Here is a 15,981-nt window from a genome sequence, read left to right on the forward strand (position 1 = left end):
AGGACCGTCCCTTGGACCAAGCGATCACATCTTCGACCCGCCAAAGTCCGGCAGCCGTCACCTGGGGCGGGCCGGCCGATCACCCGATGCTGGACATCCCCTTCCACGTCGAGATCGACGGGCGGCAATACCGGGGCCGCGAAATCTCGCTGGTCCGCGCGACGATCAGCGGGCTGATCGACCCCCATATGCAGGGGCTGGAGCGGCTGGCCTGGGTGGTCTTCCGCTTCCAGGGGTACACCGTCGGCCTGTCCATCGAGGTCCGGGTCGAGGATGCGGACCCCGCCAAGGGCGCTGCCGCGCTGGTGTTTCTGGAACCGATGGGCGAGCATCTGCCCCAGCTGCGTCACCTGATGAACTCCTACATCGCGGGCGATCTGGTCACGCTGGGCAATGTGCTGACGGTGCGGCCGTCCTCCGGGGCGAAACCCAAGGGCGCGCAGGCCCCGACGCGGCGGCTGCGGCGGTTCGGCGGTGCGCTGCTGCTCTTGGTGCTGACGGCGCTTCTTCTGGGTCTGGTCGGCACCAAGGTCTTCCAGCGCGTCTTCACCTACCGGCTGGCGACGCCCGCCGTCGTCGGCTTCGACGGGCGCACGCTGGCGGCGACGGCCACGGGCCAGATCGACTTTTTGAACCCCGATGCCAAGGCGGGCGAGGTCGCCTATGCGATCCGGTCGAACACCGGGCAGGCCCTGTCCGTGGTGATGCCCTGCGACTGCCGGGTCGAGGTGCTGGGGGTCGAGGCCGGGTCCACCGTATTTGCGGGCGACCCGGTGCTGCGGGTGTCCCAGGCCGATGCGCCGCTGGTGCTGACGGGAACCGTCCTTCCCGAAGAGACGCTGGACCTTGCCCAGGCCAGCGCGGTCGAACTGCGCTTTGCCGACGGGCAAGAGGTGATGACCCACCTTGGCGGCCTTGGCTCTGCCGCGCCGGGTCAGCCGGTGCCGTTCCGCCTGATCCCGGACCAGCCGCTGTCCGAAGACCGCGCCGGGCAGCTGGCCGAGGTCACCCTGCGGCGCCCGGTGCCCGGCCTGCTTCAGACGGCCGCCACCCCTGCCGCTTCCGTTACCTCCACAACAAAGGCAGTCGCGCCATGACACATCCAATCACTCCCGTCGTTCTGTGCGGTGGCATGGGGTCCCGGCTTTGGCCCATGAGCCGGGTCGAGCAGCCAAAGCAGTTCCAGCCCACGCTTGGGAAGGGCAGCCTGACCTATTTCCAGGCGACCCTGCAGCGTCATCGCGGCCCGGATTTCGCCCAACCGATCGTGGTCACCAATGCGGGGCAAGCGGCTCTCGTGCATCGGCAGCTGGACGAGATCCAGCTTCAGGGCCGCGTGATCGGCGAGCCGGTCGGTCGCAACACCGGCCCGGCAGTGCTGGCCGCGGCCCTTTGTGCGCAGCGGGACGACCCCGAGGCGATGATCCTTGTTCTGCCCTCGGACCACATGATCAAGGGCGACATCAACCGGATCATCCGGGCGATGCATCGGGCGGCAGAGGACGGGCGGATCATCAGCTTCGGCGTCCACCCGACCTATCCCGAAACGGGCTACGGCTACATCACCGACGGCGGTCCGGTGCCGGATTACCCCGGCCTGCACCAGGTCGCGCAGTTCGTCGAAAAGCCCGGCCATGACCACGCGCAGCGGCTGATCCAGGCGGGCGGGGTTTTCTGGGCCTCGGGCATCAGCCTGATGCGCGCCGAGACGCTGATCGAAGAGTTCCGTCGCCTGGACCCCTTCACCCATGCCGCCGTCCTGGGCGCGCTGGATGCGGCCGAGCTGCGGACACTGGGCATCATCCTGGATGAGGCAAGCTTTCGTCAGGCGGCGAACGAGCCGACGGAACGACAGGTCTTCGAGCGGACCCCCGCCATCGCGCTGGCCCCCTTGCACGGGGTGCAGTGGGACGACGTCGGCGCATGGAACGCGGTCTATCAGGTCTCGGACCGCGATGGGGACGGCAATGTCCTGCATGGCGACGTGATCGCGATGAACACCAGGAACTCGCTGGTGCAAAGCGAAACGCGCCTGGTGGCCGTGATCGGGATGCAGGACACGGTGGTGATCGACACCCCCGATGCCGTTCTGGTGACCAGGCGGTCGAACTCGCAGGACGTCAAGCAGCTGGTGGACCGGCTGAAGGCCAGCCAGCGGCGCGAGGTGCGCACCCACATGACACGGGAAATGCCCTGGGGCCGGATCGAGACGGTGTCGACCGACATGGGCAACGACATGCGGATCATGACGGTGCAGAAGAAGGCCTCGCTGCAGGTCAACGGGACGGGGCTGGGACCCAGCCTGCTGACGGTCCTGTCCGGCGAGGGGCGCTGCCTGATCGACGGGCGCGAAGTGACAGTGCGGCGCGGCCAGACCGTGGCCATCGACCCTGACGAGGCGCTGCCGCTGTCCAACCCGACCGACAGTGACCTGAAGCTGGTCCATCTGGTCTTCCGGGGTGGGACCGATATCGGCGGACCGGGGTGCGAGCCGATGCTTGTCGCCTCGGACCGGCTGCCGGAGGCGATCTGATGCGCCTGGCGGCCTGCCTTCTTCTTGCACTGTCCTGCGCCGGCCCCGTGCGGGCCGAGCCGGACGCGATCCTGCATGGGGCGATTGCCCGCGTGCTGACCGCGGGTGCGGAAGGCGAGGTTCTTGCCGTGCTGGCCGGCCGGCTGGCCGGGGGGGTGGAACTGCCTGAAGTCCCGAAACCGGCGGCTTTGGCCGGGGGGCCGATGAAGGTGCTGGAGGGCGACGTTCAGGCCGCGCTGACGCAACTGTCGATCCTGGCAGGTGGCAACGGGCATCTGTCGCTGCAACTGGCTCAGGCCAGCACGACGGATGTGATCTACATTCTGTCCGGCACCGCCACCCTGTCCGAACTGGAGGCAGCAGGCCATCTGCAGCGCCGGGCGAACGGCTGGCGGCTGTCACGGCCTTTGGTCCTGTGGCCCGGTGCCGCGCTGGTCCTGTCGCCGGGCCAAGTGCTGGAACTGGACACCGCAGCCGGGGCCTTTGTCCTGAGCTTCGGCGATGTCCACATGGCTGGCGCCACGCTGCGCGGGGACGGGGGGCAGAACGCCCGCGTTCCAACCTTCCGGCCGTTCCTTCTGGTGACCGGCCAGGGCAGCTTCCACGCCGCACGGTCTACCTTCGCTGACCTTGGTTTCGATGGACCCGTGGCGTTCCGGGGCGTCTCGGTCCTGACCGGGGGGGTGATGAAACCCGCCAGCGCGCCTGTGGTGACCCAGAGCCGGTTCCAGAACGTCTACAGCCTGTCCTTCGAGGGCGCGGACGGCATGGTCGTGACCCGCAACCGCCTGTCCGGGGCTGGCGCTGCCGCCATCTCGGTCAAGGATGGGCGTGGTGTGACGCTGGCCGGGAACCGCATTTCCGGGACGGACGGCGGGGCGGGCATCCGGCTTTCTGGCGCGCTGGAGGATGTGGTCATTGCGGCCAACGTGATCCTGGGTGGCGGCCGGAACGGGGTGCAGATCGACGGCAAGACGCTGCGGCTGGGCCTGCGGGCCAATGTCATCCTGAACAACGCCGGGTCCGGCATCTCCCTTGGCCCCGCCACCTGCGTCGCGGTGCAGGGCAACATCATCGCCGGGAACGGCACGGTGGGTCTGCGCCTGACCCGGACCGGTGCCGCGCGGGTCGCCGACAATGCCGTCACCGGCAACGGATCAGCCGGGATCGAGGTCGAGGCGCAGGCGGGCCTGGGGCCGGTCCTGATGTCCGACAACCGCCTCAGCGGCAACCGCGAGGGTCTGCGTGCGGCCGGTCTGGGCGAAGTGCGCCTGGCCGGGAACGATCTTGACCACCAGACCCCGCGCCAATTCGCCGGGGACTTCTCACCCTGGCTGGGGGCCTACCTGGGCGCGGAGGCGGCTTTCGTCATTCCCGCCGCCGCCCGGGCCCCTGTCCCCCCTGTTCCTTGTCAGCCGGAGTAAGCCGATGGTCTTTTCCTCGGAAACCTTCCTGTTCCTGTTCCTGCCGCTGTTCCTGGCGTTGTATTACCTGACGCCGTTCCGCTACCGCTCGGCGCTGATCCTGGCGGGGTCCTGGACGTTCTACGGCTGGTGGCGGATCGACTTCCTGGGTCTACTGATCCTGACGACGCTGTGGACCTACGGCTTTGGCCGGCTTATCGGGGCCAACCTTGGCACGCGGGCTGCGACCTGGGCCTGCGCCATCGGCACGGCGGGGTGTCTGGCGGTGCTTGGGGTGTTCAAGTATCTGAACTTCTTTATCGACAGCTTCGCCGCCATGCTGGGCACCGATGCTGCGGGACTGGGCGTGCACTGGCACCTGATCCTGCCGATCGGGGTGTCGTTCTATGTCTTCCAGTCGATCAGCTATCTGATCGACGTCTACCGTCGCGATGCCAGCGCCACTGGCAATTTCTTCGACTTCGCGGCCTTCATCTCGCTTTTCCCGCAGCTGGTCGCCGGCCCGATCCTGCGCTTCAAGGATCTGGAGGACCAGTTTCGCGACCGAACCCACACCGCCGACAAATTCGCCGACGGCATGGCGCGGTTCACTGTGGGTCTGGGCAAGAAGGTCCTGATCGCCGACAGTCTTGCCCCCCTGGCCGACCTTGCCTTCACCACCCCTGATCCCACGGCCCCTTTGGCCTGGGTGGGCGCCTTGGCCTACATGTTGCAGCTGTACTTCGACTTCTCGGGCTACAGCGACATGGCCATCGGCCTTGGCCTGATGATGGGCTTTCGCTTCATGGAGAATTTCGACACGCCCTATATCTCGGGGTCGATCACCGAGTTCTGGCGGCGCTGGCATATCAGCCTGTCGGTCTGGCTGCGCGACTATCTGTACATCCCCCTGGGCGGCAACCGGATCAGCGAGGGGCGCACCTATGTCAACCTGATGACCGTGATGGTCCTGGGGGGCCTCTGGCACGGCGCCAACTGGACCTTTGTCCTCTGGGGTGCCTGGCACGGCGGCTGGCTGGCGCTGGAGCGCTGGACCCGCCTGGCCCGCGCGCCAAAGACGATCCTGGGCGTGCTGCGGACGCTTCTGATCGTGCTGGTCGGCTGGGTTGCCTTCCGGGCCACCGGCATCGGCACGGCGATGGACTTCTACGCCGGGATGCTGGGCCTGAACGGCTGGGCACTGCCCTTCGACATCGCCGTGCAGATCACCCGCGAAAGCCTGGGCGTGCTGATGCTGGCGATCCTTCTGGCCGCGTCCGAGCCCGCCCTCAACGACTGGTTCGGCCGCCGGTATCACGCCGTCACGCCGTCCGGCACGCTGGTGCTTTCTGGCACCGTTCTGCCCGCGCTTGCCACCACGCTGATCTTCTCTCTGGCCGTGATGCGGCTGGCCGAGCAGAGCTTTTCGCCCTTCCTGTATTTCCAGTTCTAGGAGCCGACCATGCAACCCATCCTCCGGGCCTCGCGCTTCGTGCTTCCCGTCGCGTTTTTCGGCTATGCCGCCGTGGTCAACCTGGGCTACGCACAGTTTCCCGGCCAAAGCGATCTGCCGAAGGACGTGGATGTCCTGCGCGGCGGGCTGACGGCGACGCTGGACAGCGTCTATCGCAAGTCGCTGCCGCACCGCGAACCGGCCATCGGCATGATCGGCGCGCTGCGCTATCTGGCGGTGGGCGAGGGCCGGAAGGGCGTGCTTGCAGGCGAAGACGGCTGGCTTTTCACCGCCGAGGAACTGCGGCCTCTGACGGGCGACCTGGATCTGTCCCTGTCCCGCATCGCTCGGGTCCGCGACCGGCTGAAGGCGGCGGGCGTGCAGCTGGTCGTGGTCCCGGTTCCCGGCAAGCTGGATGTCATGGTGGCCCACAGTGACCCCCAGGCAGCACAGGGGATCGCCACGCTTTACGACGCCTTCCTGGCCGGTTTGCGCCGCCACGACGTCGCCGTCCTTAATGCCCGGTCCGCGCTGCGGGGCGGGGCCGAGGCCGAGCTTTCCTTCTTCCGCACCGACACCCACTGGACCCCCGAAGGCGCCGAGGACGTGGCGCAGGCGCTCGCCGCCTCGGGCCTGGTCGATCTGGGCGACACCGAGTTCGACGTCGAACGCTCGGCCCCGCAGCAGTTCACCGGCGATCTCGTGGCCTTCGTCACGAACGAGGACCTCGCCCCGTCGATCGGCCTTGAACCCGAGACCGCCGTTCCCTTCACCGCCATGGCGCGGGCCAAGGGTGACAGTCTGGACATCTTCGCAGAAGCGACGACGGATGGCACGCTTCTGATCGGCACCTCCTATTCCGCCAACCCGACCTTCAGCTTTGCCGAGGCGCTGAAGCTGGCCCTGCGCCAAGACGTCCTGAATCTGGCCGAAGAGGGCAGGGGTCCGGCGCGCCCGATGCTGGACTACCTCGCCTCGCCCGATTTCCGCGATGCCCCGCCCAAGGTGGTGATTTGGGAATTCCCGGTGCGCTACCTGACCGACCCCGCGCTGTGGGATGCGCAAGGACCGGTGAAAAGCGGTGCGTAACCCGGTCCATATCGGGCTGATGCTGGCCCTTCTGTCGGTGGCTCCGGCAACGGCAGACGTCGTGCTGCCCCCGGCCATTGCGGGCAGCCCGTCCTTGAAGGCGCTGCGCAAGTCGATGCTGGCGGGCCGGGACCTGTCCGACGTCCAGCTGCAGACCCTGGCCGATGCGGGCGAGGGGCTGGCCGCCGCCCGCTATGCCAAGCGGCTGGAAGACCGCGACGACCCGGCCTTCATCGACGATGCGGCGCATTACTATTCCATCGCCGTCTATCAGGGCCGCGACTTCGCGACGCCCCGCCTTCTGGCCACTCTGACCGACCAGAGCGCGGCGTTTGGCCCTGCGCGCCTGCGCAACATCCGCGGCGTGCTGGACCGCGCGGCGCGGCAGGGCGACCCCAAGGCGGCAGCGGGCCTGGCGCAGATGCTGCTGAAGGGCGCTCCGTTCGAGGCCGACATCCCCCTTGCGCGCGACCTGCTGCTGATGGCCGCCCAGGCAGGGGATGCGAAGGCTGCGATGCAGCTTGCGATAAGCCATATCCAGGGCGAGCCGGGCCTGCCCCCCGACCCCGAAGCCGCCCGCCCCGCGCTGGAGCTTGCGCTGGCCAGCCCCGATCCCGGCGTTCAGGCAATGGCCCTGTCGCTGGCCCGCCAGATCCCGGGTGCCGAGGCGCTTCAGCCCGCCGCGCTGCCTGTCCCCGATCCCGACCTTGACCGCAGCAAGCGCCCGCCTGTGCGCCCGACCCTGGAAGGAGCCGCCCCATGATGCGCCCCGCTTTCGCCCTTTGCCTTCTGATGGCCCCCGCCGTTCAGGCCGGACCCACGCAGTTCGGCTGCGCCAATACCGAAAACGCCCCCTCGGCCAGTATCGAGGGCACGGACGGGGTCTTCTACCGCGTCCAGTCCGACCTTCGCCTGCAGCACCCGATGGACGATATCGTTGTAGACCAACTGGCCCAACTTGCGCGGGTGCTGGAAGACCAGGGCACCACGCTGATCTACGTGAACGTGCCCACCAAGGGCCAGGCGATGCCGCAATACCTGCCGCCGGAAGCCGCGGCCTATGGCTATGACCCCGCGGTGATGCAGGCCAACTATCAGGACGTGACCGACCGCCTGAATGCCGCCGGAGTGCCCGCGCCCGACCTGATGACCGCAATGCTGGGCGCGAAGCCTGACGAAAAGGTCTTCTTTCAGGCCGACTTCCACTGGACCCCCGACGGCGCACGGCTTGCCGCACAGGCCATCGGCGAGATGATCCGCAGTCTGCCTGCCTATGCCGACGTGACGCCCGTGGAATTCACCTCGCAGGAGGCTGCGCCCGAGGTCGCCTTTTCCGGCCTTCGCCGAGAGTTGCAGACCTATTGCAAGGACACGCTGCCGCAGGTCGAAGCGAAGACCTGGGTCACCACCCGCGCCACCGACGGCCAGCTTTCCGCCGCCGACATCTTCGCCGATGCCAACCCCGCCCAGCCAGCCGAGGGCGAAGTCCTGGACATCTTCGGCACCGGCAGCGACGAAGCCAGCCTGGTGCTGGTCGGGACGTCCTTCTCGGACAGCAGCATCAACAACTTTGCGGGCTTCCTGTCCGAATACGCCGGGATCGAGGCGGTCAACTACGCCATCACCGGCGGCAACCAGTTCGGCTCGATGACCTCTTACCTCACCTCGCGCGAATTCGCCGAGGACCGGCCGACCTTTCTGATCTGGGAAAACCCGATCTACAACAGCCTTGCCCAGTTCGGCCCTGTCCCGATGGACGAGCTGATCATCGCCGCCGGACCCGCCTGTGACATCGCTACCGAAACCACGGTCGAGGAGAGCAGCCTTGTGGCAAGCTTTCAGCCGGGCCAGCTGAAGCCCGAAGATGCCTTCCTGTTCGACCAGGGCGGCGAGGGCGCGAGGGTCGCCGACGTCACCTTCGAGACCAAGGCGGGCATCCGCCGATCCCTGCGCATCGAACGGTCGGATCGCCTGCGCGCCACGGGCCGGTTCTTCCTGAAGCTGGAACCCTATTGGCACCCCGATCTTGTCAAAGTGGCGGTCCGCTTCGACCGACCGCTCACCGACACCTCCGCCCTGACCCTTTGCCCAACCCCGAAAGGAGACGCGTCGTGAAACGCATCCATCTGACCCTGCCGCTTCTGGTCGCCACCGCCTCGATGGCCTTTGCCCAGGACGCCAGCCTGTACGAAGACGTTGCCAACCCGAATTCCAGCTTTGTCCGCGTGGTGGACGCCTCGGCCTCGGTCGCGGTGATCCAGTCGGCCAGCTTTGACCGGGTCGAGAAGGGGGTCACCCCCTATGTCGTGATCGACGGCGCGACAGAGGTCAGCATCACCTCGGGCGAGACCACGGCGACCGAGGCGATCCAGCCGGCCACTTTCTATTCCTTCGTCGTGGGCGCCGACGGTGCCTCGGCGCTGGTGGTAGACAAGATCACCCGCAACCCGGCCCAGGCCGACGTGACCTTCTACAACCTTTCCGACATTGCCCTGGCCGATCTTTACGTGCCCCAGGCCAACGCCATCGCGATCGAGGGCGTGGCTCCCAGCACTGGCGGGGCGGTGGCTCTGAAAGCCCCGCTGACGCTGGATTTCGAAATCCGCGATGGCGAGACCGTGGTCGCCACCGTTCCCGCCGTTGATCTCAAGCGCCGTGAAGGCGTGGCCATCGTCCTGTCGGGAACCGGCGGCAGCTACACTGCCACCGTCACGCCGAACGCCCTGGCCAAGCAACCCTGACCGGAGGGCAAAAGCCCATGCAGCGCATCCTCGCCACTCTTCTGATCCTTGCCTTGCCCACCGTGGCGGGGGCGCAGACCGTTGACCTTGTCTTCGAGCCGCCAGAGCTGGAGACGGGCCCCGTCTGCGAACCCCGTCCCTCGGACGAGGCCCTGGTGGCGAAATGGGAGGGCGTCGCGCTGGACGCCCTGCCCGAAAGCGATACGGCCATCATCAAGCGCGACTTCCGCCGCCTGATCGAGCTGGACCCGCAGCGCTGGTTCGACACGGTCGATGCGGTGCAGGCGAATTTCCGCGCCATCGACCCGCAGTATTCGCAAGCCAACATGCTGATCGACCGGATCGAGCTTCTGCTCGCCGCCGGGCGCGTGTCAGAGTTGCAGCGCGAACGGCTGGTTGAACAGCTGGCCGCGCTGGACCTGCGCCAGACGCCTCGGGCGCAGCACCTTCTGGCGGGCTATCTGATCCGCGGTGTCGGGATCGACCGGGACGTCGCCCGTGGCGAAGAGCTGCTTCTGCAAGCCGGGTTCGGCGGCAATGCCGACGCGATCCTGCAACTGGTCGAACGCGAGATTCAGGGCACTCCGGTCCAAGGCTGGGATGTACCGCCCGAACTGGGCGTGACGATGGCCTTCGGCGCGCTCGTGGGCAAGCTGGACCCGCTGATCTGTGACCGGGTGAACCGGATCGCGCGGGAATACATGAATGGTGACATCGTGACCCGCGACCCCGGCTTGGCGGAACGCTGGTATCGCTTTTCCGCCGACCTCGGGGATGCGCTTTCGGCCTGGCGGGTGGCGGAAATCCACCTGCGTGCCGAGGACCTGCCCAAGGACAACGACGCGCTGGTCCGCTATCTGACCGCCGCCGCCGATGCGGGCCTGCCTTATGCGCAGGTCGCCCTGGCCCGCTTGCACGTTGACGGCGCTTTGGTGCCGCGCGACCTGGAGCTGGCGGATGCCAGCTATGGCGCGGCGGGGGAGACCTGGTCATCGGGCGCGGCAAGCCATGTGCTGTTCCTGCAGGCCCAGTCACGCCGCAACCCAAGCTGGACCCCGGCCTATGTCGACGCCCTGTCCACCCTGGTCGAAAGCCCCGACGCCCCGGCCTGGTCCCTGATCGCGAAGGCCGAGCAGGTGCTGTCCGACCAGGGCCGCTGGGCGGGCGAGGCCGAGGCGCTGAAGCTGCTCGAACGCGCCATCGGATTGGGCGAATACGCCGCGATGGAAAAGACCGCGCCGATGAAGTTTCGCGCCGCCCACACGCCGCAGGATTTCTACGCGGCAACGGATCAGCTGATGCAGGCCGTGGTCACCTCGGGCGAGGTTGACCCGATGCAGCAGCTGTCCAGCGCCTTCATCTGCCGCGCCCCCGACGCGCCGCAGGTCGATGAGGCCGATTATTGGGTTCAGGTCGCCGAAAGCACCGCGTCCGAGGCCGTGGACTTTGCCCCGGAAGAGCTGGCCCGTCTGGCCACCACGCCCGATCCCGTCGCCGAAGCCGAGATCCAGACTCAGGCCCTGACTGGCCGGATCACCGCCATCGCGCAGTACATCTATCTTCTGCACCAGCGCCAGGCCCCGGAGGAAACGCTGGCCTTCTGGGAAAACTACGCCACCCGCTTTCCCGGCGTCACCACTGCCCGGGCGTCTTTGGCGCTGAAGGCCGCCCGCACCCCCGCCGACCGAAGCGCGGCGCTGGAGCTTTTCCGCACCGCTGTCGCGCTGGGCGAGGCTTCGGCCGGGACCCAGTTCGCCGAGGCGCTGCTGGAAGCGGGCTTCGTGACGCCCGAAACCCAGGCCGAGGCGCTGGAGATTCTGCTGCCCTTGGCCGAACGCGGGGTGGGGGATGCGCTGGAGATGCTGCCGCTGGCCGATCCCGACAGCTTCCCGACGCTGGCCGCCGTCATGGACCGCTATGGCGATGTCGTGGATGCGCGCGGCGATTTCGATGCGCTTCTGCTGGCCCTGCCGCTGATCAAGGACCGCAACGTCTATGCCGACTACCTGACCCGCGCCACCGCGATCACGGCCTGCACCTTCGACGAGGCGCTGCGCCTTACCGATGCCGTTGGCCGTGCCGGGGACCGGACTCTTTTTGAACGCTGGCTGCGCATCTCGGACTACCTTGCGGCGGGCGAAGGCTATGCGCTGGCCGAACTGGCCGACGTCTACAGCCGCTATGCCACTGACGCCGACCAGCCGAAGATCCTGGCCTACTATCAGGCCGCGCGGGAAGAGGGCAGCCGCACCGCCATCCACCGGCTTCTGAACATCTACTCGCGGCGGTCCTCACCGCAATACGACCCCGCGCAGTCGGCGGCGCTGTTCGAAGATCTTGTCCGCTTCAGCGCGCCCGAGGATCTGCCCGGCACCTTGCGGCGCCTGCGCGCCGCCACGCCGGAAATACGGGCCATTGCAAACCGCAGCATCGACGAGACGGCGCTGTATCTGTCGGCGGCCGAATCCGGCAGCGCCATAGCCATGCGCGAATATGCCCTGATCCTGCGCGAGGCCGCCTCGACCCCAGCGGATGTGCTGGACTCGACCGACTGGCTGCGCCGTGCTGCCGAGGCGGGCGAGCCCGCCGCGATGGTCGACTATGCCGAGGCGCTGGTCTTCGGCATCGGCACCGACCCTTCGCGAGACGAGGCACTGGCCTGGCTGCAAAAGGCTGCCGACCTGGGCAGCGACGACGCCGCGCAACGGCTGCGCTCCCTGAAACTTTCGACGGAGGTCAACCAATGACCACGCGACCCCTTGCCCTGCTGCTTCTCCTCGCCAGCCCTCTGGCCGCTGAAGAGGCCCCGAAGTGCCCTGTGGACAGCCAACCCGTCGTCTCGCTGGGCTTCGGCAGCCGCTACACCGACGACAGCAAGAACCGCAGCGACTTTGACGAAGACAGCGACAAAGCCGTCACTGCGGCCCTGAAGCCGATCGACGATTTCATCACCGACCTTGCACGACAGACCAACATCCTGAACACCCCCGAGACCAAGCCTGCCGAGGCACAGAAGGCCGCCACCTGCGTTCTGGATGTCATTCTCGCCTGGGCCAAGGCCGACGCCCTGAGTGATCTGAAGACCCAAGGCGCGAACCTCTCCGCCCCCTCAAGGGTGGGCGGCATCGCCTTCGCCTACGCCGCCGCGCTGAAGGTTGTGCCGGACCCCGAGGGCAAATCCGAAATCGAGGCCTGGCTTCTGGCCCGGTCGCAACAGGCGATGGCCTTCTTCGATACCGAAGCCCCGCCCCGCGCCTCGCAGAACAACCTGCGGGCCTGGGCCGGGTTGGCGGTGACCCGGGTCGGCCTGACCCTGGACGACCCCGCCCTGATCGACTGGGGGGCCGAGACGTTGCGTCTGGTCGCCTGCACCGCCGAGGCGGACGGCAGCCTGCCGAACGAGATGTGGCGCGGCAAGCTGGCGCTGCATTATCAGCTGCACGCTGTCGCCCCGCTTGTCACAACCGCCGCGCTGCTGAGGGACCAGCGGCCCGACCTTTTCACCATCTGCGACCGGGCGCTCCCCCGGATCGTCCGGTTTACCCTGGACGGGCTGGACGATCCTGCGGCGGTCGAGACGATCACCGGCGAGAAGCAGACCGTCGGCGGCACCCGCAAGGCGCGCGATTTCGAACTCGCCTGGCTTCCGGCCTACCTGACGCTTGACCCGGACCCGAAGATCGCGGCCTTGCTGGACAGCATCAGGGAATTGGGCAATTCCAAGCTTGGGGGTGACCAGCGCCTGCTGTGGCCCGATGCGGCAGCGGACGAACCGGCGGATGGCTGACGGCTTGGGGGTTTCCTTTCCACAGCGCTTGGTCTATAGGCCGCCCCACATGCGCGTGGGCCCGCTTAGGCAAGAATCAGATCCATCCCTTGGGATGGGGCCTTCTGGTCTTTCGTGCGACAGATTTGAAACCGATAGACCGCAAGGAAGCCATCATGGCCAACACTGAACAGTCCAAGAAACGCGCCCGCCAGTCGGAAGCCCGCTACGCCATCAACAAGGCCCGCCGCTCGCGCATTCGCACCTTCCTGCGCAAGGTCGAAGAGGCCATTGCCTCGGGCAACGGCGAAGCCGCCCAGGCCGCGCTGAAGGCCGCACAGCCGGAACTGGCGCGTGGCGTCACCAAGGGCGTGCTGCACAAGAACACCGTCGCCCGCAAGATGTCGCGCCTGGCCGCGCGTGTGAAGTCCGCTGGCGTCGCCAAGGCCTGATCCGTCCTTCGGGACCGAATCCGGAACACCAAGGGCGCACCCGCAAGGGTTGCGCCCTTCGGCATTCTTGCGCTTGCCGGAATGCGGCATTTCGACCCTGCGTTGCCGATTTGCCAGAGCGGTCGGATTCGGGTTTGGGGAATCTCTGTCAAGCGCGTTGTTCGGTTGCAGAGCCCGCTCCGGGGTTGCTAGCGTGACCCTGCGATTCACTTCGTCTTGGGGGACATGAACGGGTCGCAAAAGGAAAGCTGCTGCACAGGGATGGCGCCCAATGGGCTGCAATATCTGAGTTTTCCGTTTGCGATCATAGGGTTGGAGGTAGCAGCCAAGCTACTCCGTCTGTATAGCAAGGACACCGGCAGGCCGGGCGTCTTATGTTGTGCGTTTGTTCCGTCCCACTGACAGGTCCAGTCCGGCAGACCGTTTTGCGGTCGCGCCGAGGCGTGGACAAAGCGGCTCGCACGAGGCGTGACAGGACAGGATCGGCAGTCTGTGCCGGTTCGGGGATATGGCAGGTTAAAGAATGACGAATGAAACCTGGGGGCAGGTTCGGGAAGAGTTGATCAAGCGTGTCGGCAAGAACAACTATACGACCTGGATCGAACCTCTAAAGCTGTCTCACCTGAAGAACGGAGTCGCGCGCTTCGAAGTGCCGACCATCTTCTTCGGCGATTGGGTGCAGCGCAATTATGCTGACCACATCCGCACGCAGCTGACCTCTGCCGGCGCGCTGGTCGATCGGGTGGAGTTTGCCGTGGGCATCGCTCCGGCGGAAGCCCGTCCTGCGAAGGCTGCCGTGAAACCGGCGACCAAAGCCGCGCGCAGCCGCGCCTCGGACGAAGAGCTGCCCGGCGCGCCGCTGGACGCCCGCTTCACCTTCGACAGCTTCGTCGTCGGCAAGCCGAACGAGCTGGCCCATGCCGCCGCCCGCCGGGTGGCCGAGGGTGGCCCCGTCACCTTCAACCCGCTGTTCCTGTATGGTGGCGTCGGTCTCGGCAAGACGCACCTGATGCACGCCATCGCGCATGAGCTGCAGCTTCGCCGCCCCGAGCTGCGTGTGCTTTACCTGTCGGCCGAGCAGTTCATGTACCGCTTCGTGCAGGCCCTGCGGGACCGGCAGGTCATGGACTTCAAGGAACTGTTCCGGTCGGTCGATGTCCTGATGGTCGATGACGTCCAGTTCATCGCCGGCAAGGATTCGACCCAGGAAGAATTCTTCCACACTTTCAACGCCCTGGTGGATGCCAACAAGCAGATCGTCATCTCGGCTGACCGCGCGCCGGGCGAGATCAAGGATCTGGAAGATCGCATCAAGTCGCGCCTGCAATGCGGGTTGGTGGTGGACCTGCACCCGACGGACTACGAACTCCGCCTTGGTATCCTGCAGCAGAAGGTTGATTTCTACCGCCTGCAATACAAGGGCCTGGTTCTGGCTGATGGCGTGCTGGAATTCCTGGCGCATCGCATCACCACGAACGTCCGCGTGCTGGAAGGCGCCCTGACCCGCCTCTTTGCCTTTGCCTCGCTGGTCGGCCGCGAGATCACCCTGGACCTCGCACAGGATTGCTTGGCCGACATCCTGCGCTCGTCCGACCGCAAGGTCTCGATCGAGGAAATCCAGCGCAAGGTGGCTGAACATTACAACATCCGCCTGTCGGACATGATCGGGCCGAAGCGGCTGCGCAACATCGCGCGGCCCCGGCAGGTGGCGATGTATCTGTCCAAGCAGCTGACACCACGTTCGCTTCCCGAGATCGGCCGTCGTTTCGGGGGCCGCGACCACACCACGATCATGCACGGCGTTCGCAAGATCGAAGAGCTGATGACCACGGACAGCCAGCTTTCCGACGATCTGCAGCTTCTGCGCCGCCTTCTGCAGGGCTAAGGCAGGGGCCGCACTTGACGGCCCCCGCAAAGCCTTCCACAGTCTCAACAAACGCTTGTGAACCGGTGGAAACCGGATAAATTCGTCGTCCCTTCAACGGGTCGGCAGGGGGAAGCCAGATGAAGCTCAGCATCGAACGCGCCACGCTGTTGAAAGCGCTCGCCCAGGCGCAATCCGTGGTCGAACGCCGCAACACGATCCCAATCCTCGCCAACGTGCTGATCGAGGCCGAGGGCAGCCAGGTTTCCTTCCGCGCCACTGACCTGGACATCGAGGTGGTGGACCGCGCCCCCGCGATGGTCGAACGCCCCGGCGCGACCACGGTTTCGGCGGTGATGCTGCACGAGATCACGCGCAAGCTGCCCGACGGGTCGCTTGTGAATCTGACTGAAGACGCCGCCTCGGGCCGCCTGACCATCGCGGCGGGTCGGTCGACCTTCAGCCTTGCGACGCTGCCGAAGGAAGACTTCCCGGTCATGGCGACGTCGGAGTATTCCTCGAACTTCTCAGCCCCCGCGCCCGTGCTGCGGCGGCTCTTCGACAAGGCAAAGTTCGCGATCTCGACCGAGGAAACGCGCTACTATCTGAACGGCGTCTACATGCACGTCAGCCAGGGCGAATCCGGCAAGGTCCTGCGCTGCGTCGCGACCGATGGCCAC

At 66.8% G+C, this 15,981-nt stretch carries 13 protein-coding genes; all 13 read left to right on the forward strand.

Going from position 1 to position 15,981, the window contains the following annotated elements; translation table 11 throughout:
• Nucleotides 1-11: 11 nt before the first annotated feature.
• Nucleotides 12-1,097, forward strand: coding sequence for a hypothetical protein (locus U1E69_RS05505; RefSeq protein ID WP_322243362.1), 1,086 nt, complete (start codon nt 12-14; stop codon nt 1,095-1,097).
• Nucleotides 1,094-2,533 carry a mannose-1-phosphate guanylyltransferase gene (locus tag U1E69_RS05510; RefSeq protein ID WP_322243363.1) on the forward strand — a complete coding sequence of 480 codons (1,440 nt, stop codon included), beginning with the start codon at nt 1,094-1,096 and terminating at the stop codon, nt 2,531-2,533. The genes U1E69_RS05505 and U1E69_RS05510 overlap by 4 nt, the downstream gene beginning before the upstream one ends.
• Complete coding sequence (locus tag U1E69_RS05515; RefSeq protein ID WP_322243364.1) at nt 2,533-3,957, forward strand: right-handed parallel beta-helix repeat-containing protein; 1,425 nt, start codon at nt 2,533-2,535, stop codon at nt 3,955-3,957. The genes U1E69_RS05510 and U1E69_RS05515 overlap by 1 nt, the downstream gene beginning before the upstream one ends.
• A gap of 4 nt (nt 3,958-3,961) precedes the next feature.
• Complete coding sequence (locus U1E69_RS05520; RefSeq protein ID WP_322243365.1) at nt 3,962-5,389, forward strand: MBOAT family protein; 1,428 nt, start codon at nt 3,962-3,964, stop codon at nt 5,387-5,389.
• A 9-nt stretch (nt 5,390-5,398) separates the two neighbouring features.
• The gene (locus tag U1E69_RS05525) at nt 5,399-6,478 is read left to right on the forward strand and encodes an alginate O-acetyltransferase AlgX-related protein (RefSeq protein WP_322243366.1); all 1,080 of its coding nucleotides are present in this window, start codon (nt 5,399-5,401) and stop codon (nt 6,476-6,478) included.
• Nucleotides 6,471-7,241, forward strand: coding sequence for a hypothetical protein (locus U1E69_RS05530; RefSeq protein ID WP_322243367.1), 771 nt, complete (start codon nt 6,471-6,473; stop codon nt 7,239-7,241). The genes U1E69_RS05525 and U1E69_RS05530 overlap by 8 nt, the downstream gene beginning before the upstream one ends.
• On the forward strand, nt 7,238-8,593 hold the full coding sequence (locus tag U1E69_RS05535; protein WP_322243368.1) for an alginate O-acetyltransferase AlgX-related protein: 1,356 nt from the start codon (nt 7,238-7,240) through the stop codon (nt 8,591-8,593). The genes U1E69_RS05530 and U1E69_RS05535 overlap by 4 nt, the downstream gene beginning before the upstream one ends.
• Nucleotides 8,590-9,219, forward strand: a complete 630-nt coding sequence (locus U1E69_RS05540; protein WP_322243369.1) for an alginate O-acetyltransferase AlgF — start codon at nt 8,590-8,592, stop codon at nt 9,217-9,219. The genes U1E69_RS05535 and U1E69_RS05540 overlap by 4 nt, the downstream gene beginning before the upstream one ends.
• 17 nt (nt 9,220-9,236) lie before the next feature.
• Nucleotides 9,237-11,966 carry a hypothetical protein gene (locus U1E69_RS05545; protein WP_322243370.1) on the forward strand — a complete coding sequence of 910 codons (2,730 nt, stop codon included), beginning with the start codon at nt 9,237-9,239 and terminating at the stop codon, nt 11,964-11,966.
• Complete coding sequence (locus U1E69_RS05550; RefSeq protein WP_322243371.1) at nt 11,963-13,006, forward strand: alginate lyase family protein; 1,044 nt, start codon at nt 11,963-11,965, stop codon at nt 13,004-13,006. The genes U1E69_RS05545 and U1E69_RS05550 overlap by 4 nt, the downstream gene beginning before the upstream one ends.
• 155 nt (nt 13,007-13,161) lie before the next feature.
• The gene (rpsT, locus tag U1E69_RS05555) at nt 13,162-13,437 is read left to right on the forward strand and encodes a 30S ribosomal protein S20 (RefSeq protein WP_322243372.1); all 276 of its coding nucleotides are present in this window, start codon (nt 13,162-13,164) and stop codon (nt 13,435-13,437) included.
• 523 nt (nt 13,438-13,960) lie between these two features.
• Complete coding sequence (dnaA, locus tag U1E69_RS05560; RefSeq protein ID WP_322243373.1) at nt 13,961-15,322, forward strand: chromosomal replication initiator protein DnaA; 1,362 nt, start codon at nt 13,961-13,963, stop codon at nt 15,320-15,322.
• Nucleotides 15,323-15,441: 119 nt separating this feature from the next.
• Nucleotides 15,442-15,981 (forward strand): DNA polymerase III subunit beta (gene dnaN / locus U1E69_RS05565; protein WP_322243374.1); only part of this gene is annotated, 540 nt, incomplete at its 3' end.

It is taken from the genome of Tabrizicola sp. (genome assembly GCF_034366665.1).
Lineage (GTDB): Bacteria > Pseudomonadota > Alphaproteobacteria > Rhodobacterales > Rhodobacteraceae > Tabrizicola.

Bases quoted from the DNA above. Each gene is read 5' to 3' on its own strand.
- U1E69_RS05510 (WP_322243363.1), top strand. From the start codon at position 1,094: ATGACACATCCAATCACTCCCGTCGTTCTGTGCGGTGGCATGGGGTCC.
- U1E69_RS05515 (WP_322243364.1), top strand. From the start codon at position 2,533: ATGCGCCTGGCGGCCTGCCTTCTTCTTGCACTGTCCTGCGCCGGCCCC.
- U1E69_RS05545 (WP_322243370.1), top strand. From the start codon at position 9,237: ATGCAGCGCATCCTCGCCACTCTTCTGATCCTTGCCTTGCCCACCGTG.
- dnaA (WP_322243373.1), top strand. From the start codon at position 13,961: ATGACGAATGAAACCTGGGGGCAGGTTCGGGAAGAGTTGATCAAGCGT.
- rpsT (WP_322243372.1), top strand. From the start codon at position 13,162: ATGGCCAACACTGAACAGTCCAAGAAACGCGCCCGCCAGTCGGAAGCC.
- U1E69_RS05520 (WP_322243365.1), top strand. From the start codon at position 3,962: ATGGTCTTTTCCTCGGAAACCTTCCTGTTCCTGTTCCTGCCGCTGTTC.
- U1E69_RS05535 (WP_322243368.1), top strand. From the start codon at position 7,238: ATGATGCGCCCCGCTTTCGCCCTTTGCCTTCTGATGGCCCCCGCCGTT.
- U1E69_RS05525 (WP_322243366.1), top strand. From the start codon at position 5,399: ATGCAACCCATCCTCCGGGCCTCGCGCTTCGTGCTTCCCGTCGCGTTT.
- U1E69_RS05550 (WP_322243371.1), top strand. From the start codon at position 11,963: ATGACCACGCGACCCCTTGCCCTGCTGCTTCTCCTCGCCAGCCCTCTG.